Here is a 14,320-nt window from a genome sequence, read left to right as displayed (position 1 = left end):
AATCGCGCAGCCGCCCCCACTGATGTATGTGCGAAACGCGCTATTCGTAGCGCTCGTCGTACACGCGCTTGCTCTTCTTCTCGCTGCGAGGCAGCAGCCCCAACTCGACGATCTTCACCAGCGGCGTAAAGCCGATGCGGCTCTTCACCTCGGCGGCAATCTGCTTGCCCAGCTGCGCGAAGTCGACTTCGCCGCTTACCGCCTCAACGTACAGACGCATGGTGTCGCGGCCGTCCAGGTGCGAAATGCGAATCTGGTACTCGCTCGAAGCGCCGTCGAACGCGGCGAGCACTTCCTCGATCTGGCTGGGGAACACGTTCACGCCATGAATCTTCATCATGTCGTCGGAACGGCCCGAGATGATGTCGAGTCGCACGTCTTCGCGACCGCACGCGCACGTGCCAGGCACGATGCGCGATAGGTCGTGCGTGCGGAAGCGAATGAGCGGAGCGCCTTCCTTCTGCAGCGTGGTGAGCACGATTTCACCCCACTCGCCATCGGGAAGCACCTCGCCCGTTTCCGGGTCGATGATTTCCACGTACACGTAGTCGTTGAACACGTGCATGCCATCGTTTTCCGGGCAGCTAATGCCAATGCCGGGGCCGTAGATTTCAGTAAGGCCATACACGTCGTAGAGTTCGATGCCCAGGATTTCCTGAATGCGCTCGCGCGTCTTGGCGCCCCAGCGCTCGCTGCCGATAACGCCCTTGCGCAGGTGAATCTGGTCCTGAATGCCACGCTTTTCGATTTCCTCGGCAAGCAGCAGCGCATAGCTTGCCGTGGCGCACAGAACCGTGGACTTCAGGTCGATCATCATCTGGATCTGCTTGTTCGTATTGCCCGGGCCCATGGGGATGGCCATAGCGCCCAGCTTCTCGGCGCCATTCTGAAAGCCGATGCCCGCCGTCCACAGGCCATAGCCCGGCGTGATGTGAATGCGATCGCGATTCGTGATGCCCGCGATTTCGTAGCAGCGCTTGAACATCTCGCCCCAGTCGTCCACGTCCTTGGCGGTATAGGGAACGATGACGGGAGTGCCCGTGGTGCCGCTACTGCTGTGAATACGCACGATCTGCTCTTCCGGCACGGCAGCCAGTCCCAGGGGATATGCCTCGCGCAAGTCGGCCTTCTCGCTGAAGGGGAGCTTCTCGAAATCGGCCTGGGTCTTTACGCTGGCCAAATCGATACCCTCGAACTTCTTCGCGTAGAACGCGGAACGATCCTTGAGGTTCTCGAGCTGCTTGGCAAGCAACGCGAACTGGTCGGAGGTCATTTGCATAGCCTGATCATCGCCTTGGTCTATTCGACGCCCGAGAGCGCCTGGTTCGTCAGTTCAATTGCGGAACAGTTTAGCGCAATAAAGCGCTCCTTCACGCACATTTCCAGAGCGCGCGTCAATTCGTCCAGCCCAATGGCGTCGCCCAGACCCGCCTGGCACCTGCGGGAACTAATGACGGCGGCGGCGAGCATAACTACGTTGGCCACCTTGCGGCTACCCACCGCATCGCAGATGGCAGCCTCGTCGACCTGCACGAAATGGGCCGCATGGAAACGCAGGTGGGCAAGCAGCTCATCTGCCTGATAGGCATCGCCCGCCAAGCTGGTGGCCACGGAGGGAATGGGCGTGGAAGCGCAGACCATCAGGCCATCGGGCGCCAAATACGGAAGGGCGCGCACGCCCTCGCCCGGCTCGAGCGCAATAACAAGGTCGGCCTGGCCATGCGCCACGAGCGAGGAGTGAATCGCTTCGCCGTTGCTGCCCATGCGAATGTGCGACGTTACGTTGCCGCCTCGCTGCGCCATGCCGATGGTCTCGGCAGTGCGCACCTGCCAACCGCGATTCTGCGCGGCTTGGGCGAGGATCTTCGCGGCGAGCACCGAACCCTGGCCGCCAATGCCGGCGATAAGCACGTTGAGCATGCTACTTCGCCTCCTTCCGGAACGCGACGAAGGGCACCTGGCCCGCTTCGCGCACGGGGGAAGCGATAGCCTGCACAGGGCAGGAATCCACGCACAGGCCGCAGCCATAGCACAGGGTGGCATCGATGCGCATGACGCCTTCGTGCCAGGTCATGGCAGGGCAACCAAGCGTGGTGAGGCACTTTCTGCACCCAATGCACGCCGTTTCGTCTACCGTGGCAGGCGCTTCGGGGCGCACAAGCTGCATGCAGGGCGACTCGAAGATGATGGCCGAGGGCCCTGGGAAGTCAATGGCCTCCCGCGCAGCCGCCGTGGCCTCTTCGGCATAGAGCGGGTTCGCCCGCACGATGCATTCCACGCCCAGCGCACGCAACACCTCGGCGATGCTGATGGGCTTGGTCTTCGGCCCCATGAGCGTTTGCCCCGTTCCAGGGTGCGGCTGGGAGCCAGTCATGGCTGTGGTGGCGTTGTCGAGCACGCACACGGTAATATCGTGCTGGTTGTAGACCGCGTTCGCGACACCCGTAATGCCACTGGCGAAGAACGTGGAGTCGCCCACGAACGAAATGCACTTCCTATCAGGCTCGGCTACGGCAAAGCCCTGCGCCATGGTAATGCCCGCACCCATGCACAGGCAGGTATCGATGGCCTCAAGCGGCTTTGCATTGCCCAGCGTATAGCAACCGATATCGCCGCAGAACACGGCGGGGCGCTTCCCCACCGCACGCTTCACGGCATAAAACGCGCCACGATGCGGGCAGCCCGCGCACAAGACGGGCGGGCGCATGGGCGGCTGAATGGCTTCAGGCGCCTCGTTCGCACTTTCCATCGGGGAATCTTCGGGGCGCGCATCGCCCGACGCAAGGAACGCGCGCAGGCGAGCGAGCGCATCGTCGATGCCGTTCTCGCCGCGATCGAGCGTGCGACCATCGAGTTTTCCATGCACGGCATACGGTAGACGATGCTTTCCCGCAAGTTTCAGGAATTCGTCTTCCAGAACATGATCGAGCTCTTCGAACACGAGCACATCCTGCAGGCCCTCCGCGAATTCGAGCGCCTTGCGCTCGGGGAATGGGAACGGCGTGCCCACATGCAGAAACCGATACTCGGGAGCCGGCTTGCCCGCACGTTGGGCTTCGCCTTCCAGCATGGCAAGTGCATCGCGCACGTACGCGCTGCTCACGCCGCCGGCAACGATGCCTCGCACGGGAGCGCTCCCCCGCTGCTCCATCTGGTTGAACGCACCCTCGGACTGCTCTTCGGCAATGGCGGCAAGGCGCTCGTTGATTTCCCCATGAGCTTGGTAGGCGCGACGCGGAAAGATGATCCACTTGTCGCTGCGCTGGAAACCACCTTCGGGAATGGGGCGTGCATGCGTTTCCGCGGGCACGTCGAAGAACGTGCTCGCATGATTCACGCGCGTGGTGGGGCGCACGATAACGGGCGTGCCATACTTTTCGGAAACCTCAAAGGCCTCCTTCATCATGGCATAGCCCTCATCGGGCGTACTGGGATCGAACACAGGCACCTTCGCGAAGTTCGCGTAGCGACGCGTGTCTTGTTCTGTCTGGCTGGAAATAGGACCAGGGTCGTCGGCCACAAACAGCACAAGGCCCCCGCGAATGCCCACGTAGTTCAAGCTCATGAGCGCATCGCTGGCAACGTTCATGCCCATCTGCTTACACGTAAACAGGCAACGCGCGCCGCTCATGGACGCGCCAGCCAGAAGCTCGAGCGCCGCCTTCTCGTTGGTGGACCATTCCACGTGCACGCCCTGCGCAACGCCTGCGGCATGCAGCTTCGCCACCGTTTCCACAAGCTCGCTGGACGGCGTGCCCGGATACCCCGCTACGACGTTCACGCCCGCCTCAAGGGCGGCATACGCGAACGCCTCGTTGGCCATGAGCAGTTTAGCTGGCATCAGCCATGTCCTTCTTGTAGGCGGCCATCTGCGCACGACGCTCGTCATCGCCCGTGCCCAGCATCTGGAGCGCGAGGATGGCGGCGTTCTTGGCGCCGTTGATGGCAACGCAAGCAACGGGCACGCCACTGGGCATCTGCACCATAGAGAGCAGACTATCCAGGCCACCCAGATCGCTCGTCTTCATGGGGACGCAAATGACGGGGCACGGCGTGTAAGCGGCAACGACGCCACCCAGGTGAGCAGCCTTGCCAGCTGCAGCGATGATCACGCGGATACCGCGCTCCTCGGCCGTGGACGCCCATTCGTGCACTTCGAGCGGCTTGCGATGAGCGCTTGCCACCTTTACCTCATAGGGAATGCCGAATTCGTCGAGCTGCTTCATACATGCTTCCATGGTGGGCATATCGCTGTTGCTGCCCATGATGATGCCTACGACGGGCGTTACGTCTGCCATGCGCTATTCTCCTTCGCCAGAATGTAGATACTGCCTGCCATTCTAGCATTGCAAGGTACTCCAGCGCGCGAAAGTGCGACGTATGGAGACAGGCTCCAAACCGTACGGCGTAACCCTACGCAAATCGCCTAGAACCCCTGCATGAACGGAGCGAGGTCGGCGTTGAAATCGGCGCCCAAAAGACAATGGGAGAGGCCGATACGCACGGCAAGAGCGAAAAGAACGACATACAGAACCGCAACGACAAGCGGCAGCGCAACGCGCACGATGGCGTCGACGTCCTCCATGGCACGATGCGCCCATCGACGCGACACCACACGGACCAGCCAAGACAGCCCCCGAGACACAAGGCGGACGCCGCATGTGGCAAAGATCATCACAGGAACGAAGGCCGAATACAGATAGCGCCCCTGCGGCTCGTAATCGGCCGACCAGGAATAGTAAATCGCGAACGCCACTGCAAAGAGCACGCTTGCCATAAGTGCGAGCGGAAGCAAACGCCTTCCCCGCACGGCAATCGTTTTGGAACCCGCCACTCCCAGGATCGCAAGCAAGACGACAACGCCATATGCGCCGTACATGGCATTGGGAAGCATGTGCTTCATATAGCCAAACAAACCGAAGAAGCTGTAGAACGTCCACTTCCACCAGATGATTTCGCCCCACGGCTCGAACAGCATCTGCCCCACGGACCAACCCAGGTTCCGCGGCGTTACGTGATCGCTCGGTTTGAAGCCCACTTGCGCGCACGCCTCCGCCAGTTCGTTGCGGGGCCCGAATCCAAAGATATCGCCCTGGTAGATAAACGCGTTGCGCACGTAATACCAGCCGCCTACGAGCATCGCCACGGCGAAAACCAGCAACGCAAGCGCGAGCAGACGCTTCACGGAAACTTGCTCTCGCGCATGCGCGCGAAACGCGCTCACGCCATACACGACAATGGAAAGGACAATGAACCCGAAGCCAAAGTAATACGTAATGGCGCACAGACCGATTCCCAGACCCAGCAGAGCGCAGGTCTTCACGTCCCATCCGTCCTGCAGACCCCGCACCCAAGCCAAGATGATCACGGCGCACGCAAGCGCCGAAGGAACGTCGTTATTGAGATACGATGACATGAACGCGAATTGGGGCGTAAAGCCCACGAACACGGCAAGCAATACGGCATACACGGGACTATCGAAGAGACGCCGCCCGATACGAAGCGACACCCATACGCATATGCCACCGCACAAGACGTTCACCAAACGCACGACGATGGTGAGCACGACAAGGTCGTGGGTAAACAAGGAGGCAATCGCCAGAAATGGAACGGCCACCAACGAAGGGCCATACGCCGTATACGCGTACGAAAAGCCCCAGATAGGATTGACGATAGAAGGTTCGGGGCCCAGCGGAAGCGTTCCATTCTGAAGGATGAACAGGGAAAGCGCCTCGCGAAGGGGCTCGTCGGGCGTTTCGTACGCGCTCAGCGACAAGGCGAACGACAAGTACACCAGCGTGCAGATAATGGGAAGCGCGACGTCCACAACGCGCGACTCGAAAACGGAATTCAAACGACAGAGCACGCTCGTGCCCTTACGCGAACCTCCCTGCATTATGACTAGCCCCTATACTCGCGCGCGCTTGAATCCCACGTACGTCGCTCGACCAAGTAGCGGGGACGGCGCTTGACCTCTAGATACACTTTGCCCAGATACTCTCCGATAATGCCAACGCTCACAAGCTGGATGCCGCCAATAGTACAAATGATACATACCGTCGAAGACCAGCCGGAAATCGTGGAGCCCAGGAAAAAGGATGCAATTGCCCAGATGACGCCCACAAGGCCAACAAGGCTGAAGATGATGCCGAGCATCGACACGATGCGCACGGGCTTGATGGAAAAGCTCGTGATGCCATCGAAGGCAAGGTGGAGCATCTTCCTAAGAGGGTAATGGCTCTCGCCGGCAACGCGCTCGTCGCGCGTGTACTCAACCGTGCTATGGGGCAACCCCACAAGTGGCATAATGCCTCGCAGGTATAGGTTCACCTCGCCATATTCGGCAAGCCCGTCGAGGGCCCGTGCGCTGAGCAGGCGATAATCGGCGTGATTGTATACGGTTTCAGCGCCCATGGCATTCATGAGACGGTAGAAGAACTGCGCCGATCCGCGCTTCATACGCGTGTCGGAATCGCGATTCGAGCGCACGCCATATACGACATCGTCGCCATCGAGGAACCGCAGGACCATTTCGTCAATAGCGTTGACGTCATCCTGACCATCGCAGTCGATGGTCACCACCGCATCCACCTTGCCACGCGCTTCCATCATTGCGCAGAGCAGCGAGTTCTGATGCCCCCGATTGCGGCTCTGCTTGATTCCTATCACGCGCGGGTCGGCCTGCGAGGCCTCCTCGATAAGGCGCCATGTATTATCGCGCGAGCCGTCGTCGATGAAGCATACACGGCTCTGACGAGAGATGAGATCGCGTTCCACAAGTTCGTCGATCTTGCGCGTAAAGGTCTCGAGCGAATACGGAAGGACGTCCTCTTCGTTATAGCAAGGCGAAATTATCCAGATAATGGGCTTGGCGGCCATACCATTCCTTCCCGCACCCAGCGTCGCGCAATGCGCGGACCCCTAGCACCAACAAACGTGAATATCATAATTCAACATCGAGCGCGGGGCTCCACGAACCCTGGCAAACAGCCCGATACCGTAGCTTCGCTATCGTGGCTACAGACCGTACCAGCCAATACCCTCGTCGTTCCAACCAAGCTCAACCAATCCGTCGCGCTCTTCGACGCTCATGGTGTAGTGATGCGAACCCGTTTCGGCATTGGGGTTGTACAGGCGATAGAGCGGCGTGGTCTGCACGGTGTCGGAATGCCAGCCCACGCCTTCGTAGCGCCAGCCAAGCCCAATCAGCCAGTCGCGCTCCTCGGCGCTCATGGTGTAGTGATGGTCGCCGCCGTTGGGGTTGTACAGGCGATATACCTCGTAGCCGCTCGAAGGGGCGTACCAGGCAACGCCCTCGTACGTCCAGCCGCACACCACCAGATTGTCGCGTTCGGACGAGCTTTCGGTATAGAAATGCTCACCGGAATTGGGGTTGTACATGCGGAACATGGAGCCCGACTCGGTCGACGGGAAGCTTACGCCCAGGTAGACGTATCCCAGAAAGCTACCATAGCCACGCGTGCTCGCGCTTTCCAGGTCTTCCCTGCTCATAGTAGTGATTTGGCAGTAGCCATGTTCGGAGCCGGCACTGCTCATACCACCTTCGCTAATGGTGTAAGCGTCACCCGAGACGTTTTCGATGACCAGCACGTGATCGGTAAAGCACGCGAGCGCCTTGCCCGTGGGAACCGATGTTCCGCGCGAAAAGCCATAGTCGGCATACTTGGAGTCGTACCAGTTCTTGCCGCTCCAAATAGTCACGTCGATGCCGGTAAGATCGCAGATGCGCGCGCTGGCAAACCAAGCGCATCCCTGCGTGCCATAGGCATATTCGCCCGAATGCTTCGTGGCGAAATAGGCATACGGATCGGAATTGATGTCGATGGTAATGCCATCGAGCCCATTGTTCAGGATGCCCGCGGACGCATTGGCATGCGCGGAAGAGGGCGTGGTCGAGGCAAAGACCAAACCGCAAACAAGAATACAAGCCGCCAGCATCGCCACAAGGCGATTACGCTGCGCTGGCCGCACGTGCTTAGCGTACAGTACCTTCATGCGTCGACTCTTCTTTCGTTTAGGGTGCATGTATAGTCGGCGTTTAGCAACTTCGGAAACTGTAACGTTAACGGTTAGCCAACCCGAATGACCAGAGCATTATTCAGAGACGCACCAAACAGTCTTCACATGCGAACACCATATGTTGTGGAATGAAAACGAATCGCAACAAAAGCAATTCCGATGCCGCCGCATGCAAAAAACGCCCGCATACCCAAGGCATGCGGGCGTTAAACGCTATGAGGGCAATGGCCTATGGGGCGCTTACGCCGTGGGAACACTGCCTTCGCTGGACTCGTCTTCGGCAGGAGCACTCTGAGGCTGCGCCGGTGCGCTTGCCTCTTCCGCTGCGGGAGCGGGAGCGGCCGGGGCTTCAACGGCAGGGGCGGCAGGCTCCGCGGCCGGAGCTTCAGGCGCAGGAACTGCCGGAGCCTCGGGAGCGGGAACCACCACGGGAGCCGTAGCAACCACGGGCGTGGTGGGTGCAACCTGAGGAGCAGGCTGCGCCGCCGGGGCTTCCTGCTGTGCCACGGGAGCGGCTGCAGGCTGGGTCGGCTGAGCAACGGGAGCGGCCTGCGTGGGCTGAGCCTGAGGCTGCTGCACAGGCTGGGCCTGAGGCTGCTGAGCCTGATAGGGCTGCTGATACGTCTGATACGGAGCCCGCTGCTGAGCTTCAAAGGGCATGGGGTCGGCCTGAGCGCCCCACTGGGCAACATCGAACTGACGCGTCCAATAGCCCAGCGCACGGGCGGTGAGGATGACCATGAACGCATCGAACACGCAGCAGATGTACGCCAGAATGATGATAAACACGAACAGAATGCCCAACATAGGCAGAATGGCCGACAGAACGGCAGCAAACTGGTTCGACCCCGTAACGCCATACGGATACGAGTAGCCATAGTACGTAGAACCGTCCAGTGCAGCGATCTGGGGCGCAACCGACGCAAAGCAGATCGCAAATACGATCATGCTCAGGACGAACAGGATAATGCCAAAGATAAGACCGAAAATGAGGTTCATACCGAAGATGCGGAAGAGGCCGCCGCCATCGTGACGCATCATCTTCCAGATCTTGCCAAACTGAAGACCCGCGCTGATGTTGTCGTAAATGGAAGCGCGCATCGAGCCTACCCAGGTGAAGAACATAGCGGCAAACGTAGCCACCATGTAAATCAGGTAGAACAACATGGCAAAGCCCGCAGCGGCACCGGCGCCGGCATTGACGCCATAAGACGCGTGCGACGCAACCGAGGAAGTGGCGGAAAGAACGTCCGAGACGATCAGGAAGACCATGGGAACGAGCGAGATCACCAGCGCAACCAGGAAAAGGAACCAACCGCGGCGATACAGCTTGCCGTCTTCATTTGCGAAAATGCGCGCGGGAAGCGGCTTATGCACGTTCCACGCGATATCACGCGCCCAGCCATACGCATAGCCAAGCAGCACGATCTGGCCGAATACCGGCACGAACTGGAGCAGCGCGAGCAAGCACATCTTGCCGAACCACCCCTGCGTAGACTTAATATCCGCCCATGCGGTAGAAAAGTATCCTGCCTGCATGTAATAACTCCTATCCTTGCATCTTCAGGTGCGCCTATTATAAACAATTGTCTCCTAACTCGGTATTTCCGCGGCAAAGATACTACAAGTTGAGTAGGAACGGGGACTTGTTTGTTCAAACGGAGCAGCCAGGCAGGAGCCAAAGGCAAAATGGGCAAAATCGAGGACCGTTTTTGCAAAAATGTCGCGTTTTACACACGAATAGCCCCTGTTTTGTCTCTCTGATGGACCAAATGACGCCATCCCCCATACCCGAATCAGCGTTTCCCCAGGTCGCTTTTTTCATGCGGCAGCTCGGGTGCCGACCAATGTGTAATACGCGACATTTTTTACATTTTGCCGGCCGATTCTGCCCAAATCGCGCGCAGGCCTCGCCCGCCGCTGCCGCGGCGCTCGGCCCCGAACGCGCCGCTGGCGCGTTCGCCCTTCGCAGGGTTCAAGTCCCTACGGGGTTTACGGACATGAAAAGGCCCCATTGCTGGGGCCTGTACGATCATGGTGGTCGGAGGGGGACTTGGGCGCGTTCCTCCGGAACCCGCAGGCCTCGCCTGCCGCTATCGCGGCGCTCGGCCCCGAACGCGCCGCTGGCGCGTTCGCCCTTCGCAGGGTTCAAGTCCCTACGGGGTTTATGGACATGAAAAGGCCCCATTGCTGGGGCCTGTACGATCATGGTGGTCGGAGGGGGACTTGAACCCTCGGCACGGGGATTTTCAGTCCCCTGCTCTACCAACTGAGCTACCCGACCAGTTATGTGACGCCTCATCGAAGCGCGAGTTGAAATTATACCCATCACCCCGCAGTCGGTCAAGCGGGATTTTTCGTTCACGAAGCACACACGATTAGCAGCATCTACGCGCCCATGAACAAGGAGGCAACGGCAACGTCCTACCCTCGCGGAGCGTCCTCTGTGCCACCAGTAGACGCCAACACGAAACGACGGTTCTTCTCGTAGAACTCCATAAGGTCGCGCAATGCGCTTTCCGAAAGCCCCACCACAGGAAAGTCGTCGACGATCTCGACATTCACGCGGGCATCGCACAAGGCGCCCAGGCTATCCTGGACTTCCTCCATGGCAACGGACACATCGGCAGCGTCGGCGGTAAGCATGTCGGCAAACTGGGTGGCCGCATAGCGCACGCGCTTGGCACGCTTGCGCACCGTATGCGTTTCCTCGGCGTCTTCGATATGCAGAGCCCCCAACCGTGCATAAATATCGGAAACCATGCCATTGAAGCGCTTCTGCACAATACCCGCAGGAAGACCGCCCCACGCATACTGGCGCTTCCATTCGATGCGATTCGCCTCTGCCGATACGCGGCTAAGACGCTTACGTACCTTCTTGCCGTGGAGCTGGCGATACACCCTGCCCCGCTCGTCATTGCACTGGATGTTCACCGCGCTCAGCAGGCCCTGGTCTACGCCCTCCTGTTCGGCAAGCTCCGCATAGAGCACGTCAAGCTCGCGCAGACGCGACGTAAGCCGCACAACCTCGCGCAGGTCATCCTGCATGGACGCATTCTGTCCCTTCTTCTGGAAGGGGCGCACGAACGCAAGCAAACTGCGAAACGTGCGAATGGACACGCGAAACTTGTGCATCGTCTCTACGTCGGAAGGGTCGGCCAGAAACGAGATAAGCCGCTTGTGAACCGTCTCGTTTGCGGACTTCAGCTTGTGCTCCATCTCGATGAGCGTCTTCCAGCGCTTTGCCTCGGGACCCTGCACGAACCACAGCAAACGCGTATCGGGCTCTTGTTCCACGGCGGCATGCGCAGACCAGGAAACGCGGATGGCGGCCATACCACCCGTAGCGAAAGGCAGATGAACGCCCGTTAGGCGCTCGGCGATATCCTCGATCATGGGATTATGCCCCACGGCATACACCACGCGTGACGACGTGTTGCGCAGCTCGTCTAGGAACAAATCCTCGTTCTGCCCCAGCAAGGACGTGCAGGGACGCATCTCTGGCTCGATGGGCAAGCCCTCGTTCTGCAGCGAAGCAAGCAGCTCTTCGGCCGTGCCCACCGCACGCTCGGCGGGACTCGTCCAGATTTGCGCGGGCTCCAGAACCACGCCCTCGAAATCCAAGCGGCGGGCTACGAGCGGCATATGCGCACGCAAGGCACGCCTTCCTGCTTCGGTAAGCTCGCGCTGTTCATCGGGTATGTCCTGATTTCGCGTTTGCGCTTTCCCATGCCGCACAAGCACGAGTATCTTATCCATGAATCATTGTCCCATCGAGGCTCATTCCGCCGCGTCATCACTGGAAACGCGACCGGCAAACGAACGATACACAAGGAAATGATAAAGCAAGACCAGCGGAAGGCCAATGCACGTGATGACCGTCATGGCGCCCAGCGCAGCGTCGCTGGAAGCCGCACTCGCCACTGTAATGGACAACGCAGCATCGGTTGCCGGAACGATATTCGGGAACAACGTCGTGGCGGTCAGGGCCACCATCCCCACGCATGCAAGGCTCGAAAGAGCAAACTGGACAAGGTCGCTCGCATTGCGCAGAAGCATGCACGCCACTAGGGGCAACACGATTACGCAGACGCATGCGATACGCGCGGCGACAGGAACGCTACCCGCTGCAGCCGAGGCGCCAAGCGTAAAGTACGCAAGAGTTGCCAGGCCGAACACCACCAACACGGACAACGCAAGCGTCTTTCGCAGCGCTACGGCGAGACTATGCAGCCTGCCAGGCAACGTCTTCAGCGCAATCCACGCTGCACCCTGAAGCAGGCACTGGGCAAGGCCCAACACGCCACACACCAGCGCAAACGGATTGAGCAAGGCAAAGAACCCGCCCGTATAGTCGCCATTGGCATTCAAAGCGATGCCCTCGATGACGTTTCCCACGGCCACGCCGAACAAAAGCGCCGGAAGCAAGCTGCCAACGAAAAACAGGGCATCCCAGATGTGCGCATTGCCCTTGTCGTGGGCATAGAGCTCCAAGGACACGGCACGCACGATCAGGCCAAACAGAACCAGCATGATGGCCAGGTAGAACCCCGAGAACGTGCATGCATACGCAGGAGCGAACGCGGCAAACAACGCGCCACCCGCCGTAAGCAGCCAAACCTCGTTGCCGTCCCAAACCGGGCCGATAACGCGACGTAGCAGCGCCTTCTCGTCGTCGCTCTTGCCCAGAAATGGGTAAAGCACGCCCACGCCCAAATCGAAACCATCCAGAACGAAATACCCCGCGATGAGAACGAAGATGAGAATGAACCAGAGAACTTGAAGGAACGTCATGGCTAGTTCGCCCCCTTTGCCTCGGACGATTCTATGGCGACGTTGACGGGACCCTCCTTGATGATGCCCAGAGCAACGCGCAGGTACATCACCAAAATGAAGGCATACACCAAGACGAACAGCGCGATGGTAATGAGCAGCTGCGTGGCGTCAACCGACTGGGAGATCGCATCGGCGGTTCGCAGCTCCTCCCACACAATCCATGGCTGCCTGCCGACTTCGGTGACCATCCAACCCGTCTGGATGGCGATAAACGGGAACAACGGCGCAAACATGAGCACCTTGAGCAACCCGCGTGAGGGCTCTGCACCCTTGCGAACGCGCAGGGTGGCCACCAGGGAAAGGATGACCCACACCCCAATCGCGCCAAACATGGCAACCATGAGGTGGTACGCCTGGAAGACGATCTGCACGGGAGCCGTCTCGCCATATTTCGCCTGCACCTGATGAAGGCCAATATACGAGGTGGAAGGGTCGCCCGACGCTAGAATGGACGTCATGCCCTCGATGGGAACCTCGATGCCGACCACCGTCTCGTTTGCCTCGTCGACCCAGCCGAAAACGTACATCCCCACGGGACCCTCTTCGTACTGACCTTCCATGGCGGCAAGCTTTTCGGGCTGCTCGTTGGCAACCACCACGGCTTGCTGATGCATCGCGGGGATCATGAGAACGCAGGCAACAATGGCGACAATCGTGCCCGTTGCCAGGGTCTTCCTCCCGAAGTCGCCTTTGCCATTACGCATATGGTAAGCGCCAATGGCGATGGCCACGAACGCACCCATGATGATGAGAGCGATGATGGTGTGCGCGTAGCGCGCCACCACCGAAGGATTGAACGCCGCAGCCCAGAAATCGGTGAGCACGGCCTTGCTGCCATCGGCGGCAATCTCGTACCCCGCAGGCGTCTGCATCCAGGAATTGGCGATGAGAATCCAGAGCGCCGAAAGCAGCGACCCAGCCCACACCAGCCACGATGCGGCTAGGTAGAACTTCGGGGAAACCTTCCCGCGACCAAAGAGCACCACGCCCAAGAAGGTGCTTTCCAGAAAGAAGGCAAACAGGGCCTCCGCCGCAAGTGGCGCGCCAAAGATATCGCCCACGAAACGCGAGTAATCGGCCCAATTGGTGCCAAAGGCGAATTCCATGGTAATGCCCGTGGCAACGCCCACCGCAAACGTAGTGGTGAACAGCCTAACCCAGAAACGCGCCGAAGCCTGGTCGGCCGCGTCGCCCGAACGATACGCGCGCGTTTGAGCAAGCGCCATGATCAGGCCCAAGCCAATGGATAGCGGCACAAACAAGAAATGATATGCCACGGTGAACGCAAACTGGAACCGTGACAAAACGACAACGTCCATCCCTACCCCCTTCACCCCACCTGGATACTACCGTTCAGATTATCACGAAATCTGCACAATTCATACGGGTAGAAACGAAAAACGGCGTAACGGATAGCCGTTACGCCGCAAAAGGCAACCCTATT

The 14,320-nt window shown here is 59.5% G+C and carries 11 protein-coding genes and 1 tRNA gene; all 12 read right to left on the bottom strand.

Going from position 1 to position 14,320, the window contains the following annotated elements; translation table 11 throughout:
* Positions 1-40 precede the first annotated feature (40 nt).
* Positions 41-1,279, bottom strand: a complete 1,239-nt coding sequence (locus tag E7002_RS06150; RefSeq protein WP_303727980.1) for a phenylacetate--CoA ligase family protein — start codon at positions 1,277-1,279, stop codon at positions 41-43.
* A 20-nt stretch (positions 1,280-1,299) separates the two neighbouring features.
* A complete protein-coding gene (locus E7002_RS06145) occupies positions 1,300-1,920 on the bottom strand; it encodes a 2-oxoacid:acceptor oxidoreductase family protein (RefSeq protein ID WP_303727979.1) in 621 nt (206 codons plus the stop codon).
* Position 1,921: 1 nt separating this feature from the next.
* Entirely contained in the window at positions 1,922-3,841 is a 1,920-nt protein-coding gene (gene iorA, locus E7002_RS06140; protein WP_303727978.1) for an indolepyruvate ferredoxin oxidoreductase subunit alpha, read from the bottom strand.
* Complete coding sequence (gene purE / locus E7002_RS06135; RefSeq protein WP_066660643.1) at positions 3,831-4,298, bottom strand: 5-(carboxyamino)imidazole ribonucleotide mutase; 468 nt, start codon at positions 4,296-4,298, stop codon at positions 3,831-3,833. The genes iorA and purE overlap by 11 nt, the downstream gene beginning before the upstream one ends.
* Positions 4,299-4,426: 128 nt before the next feature.
* Entirely contained in the window at positions 4,427-5,896 is a 1,470-nt protein-coding gene (locus E7002_RS06130) for a glycosyltransferase family 39 protein (protein ID WP_303727977.1), read from the bottom strand.
* A 5-nt stretch (positions 5,897-5,901) separates the two neighbouring features.
* Entirely contained in the window at positions 5,902-6,879 is a 978-nt protein-coding gene (locus E7002_RS06125; RefSeq protein ID WP_066660640.1) for a glycosyltransferase family 2 protein, read from the bottom strand.
* A gap of 138 nt (positions 6,880-7,017) precedes the next feature.
* Positions 7,018-8,016, bottom strand: coding sequence for a CHAP domain-containing protein (locus E7002_RS06120; protein WP_303727976.1), 999 nt, complete (start codon positions 8,014-8,016; stop codon positions 7,018-7,020).
* A 264-nt stretch (positions 8,017-8,280) separates the two neighbouring features.
* Positions 8,281-9,579 carry a DUF4013 domain-containing protein gene (locus E7002_RS06115; RefSeq protein WP_303727975.1) on the bottom strand — a complete coding sequence of 433 codons (1,299 nt, stop codon included), beginning with the start codon at positions 9,577-9,579 and terminating at the stop codon, positions 8,281-8,283.
* Between the two features lie 669 nt (positions 9,580-10,248).
* Positions 10,249-10,324 (bottom strand) — tRNA-Phe (locus E7002_RS06110).
* A 140-nt stretch (positions 10,325-10,464) separates the two neighbouring features.
* Complete coding sequence (locus E7002_RS06105) at positions 10,465-11,799, bottom strand: CHAD domain-containing protein (RefSeq protein ID WP_303727974.1); 1,335 nt, start codon at positions 11,797-11,799, stop codon at positions 10,465-10,467.
* A gap of 21 nt (positions 11,800-11,820) precedes the next feature.
* Complete coding sequence (cydB, locus tag E7002_RS06100; protein WP_303727973.1) at positions 11,821-12,834, bottom strand: cytochrome d ubiquinol oxidase subunit II; 1,014 nt, start codon at positions 12,832-12,834, stop codon at positions 11,821-11,823.
* A 2-nt stretch (positions 12,835-12,836) separates the two neighbouring features.
* Positions 12,837-14,195 (bottom strand): cytochrome ubiquinol oxidase subunit I, encoded by a 1,359-nt coding sequence (locus E7002_RS06095; protein WP_303727972.1) that lies wholly within the window; start codon positions 14,193-14,195, stop codon positions 12,837-12,839.
* Positions 14,196-14,320: the final 125 nt, after the last annotated feature.

Source organism: Denitrobacterium detoxificans, assembly GCF_015062615.1.
Taxonomy (GTDB): Bacteria; Actinomycetota; Coriobacteriia; order Coriobacteriales; family Eggerthellaceae; genus Denitrobacterium; species Denitrobacterium detoxificans_A.
The sequence above is the reverse complement of the archived record's forward strand: the minus strand, read 5'-3'. Positions and strand labels throughout refer to the sequence as shown.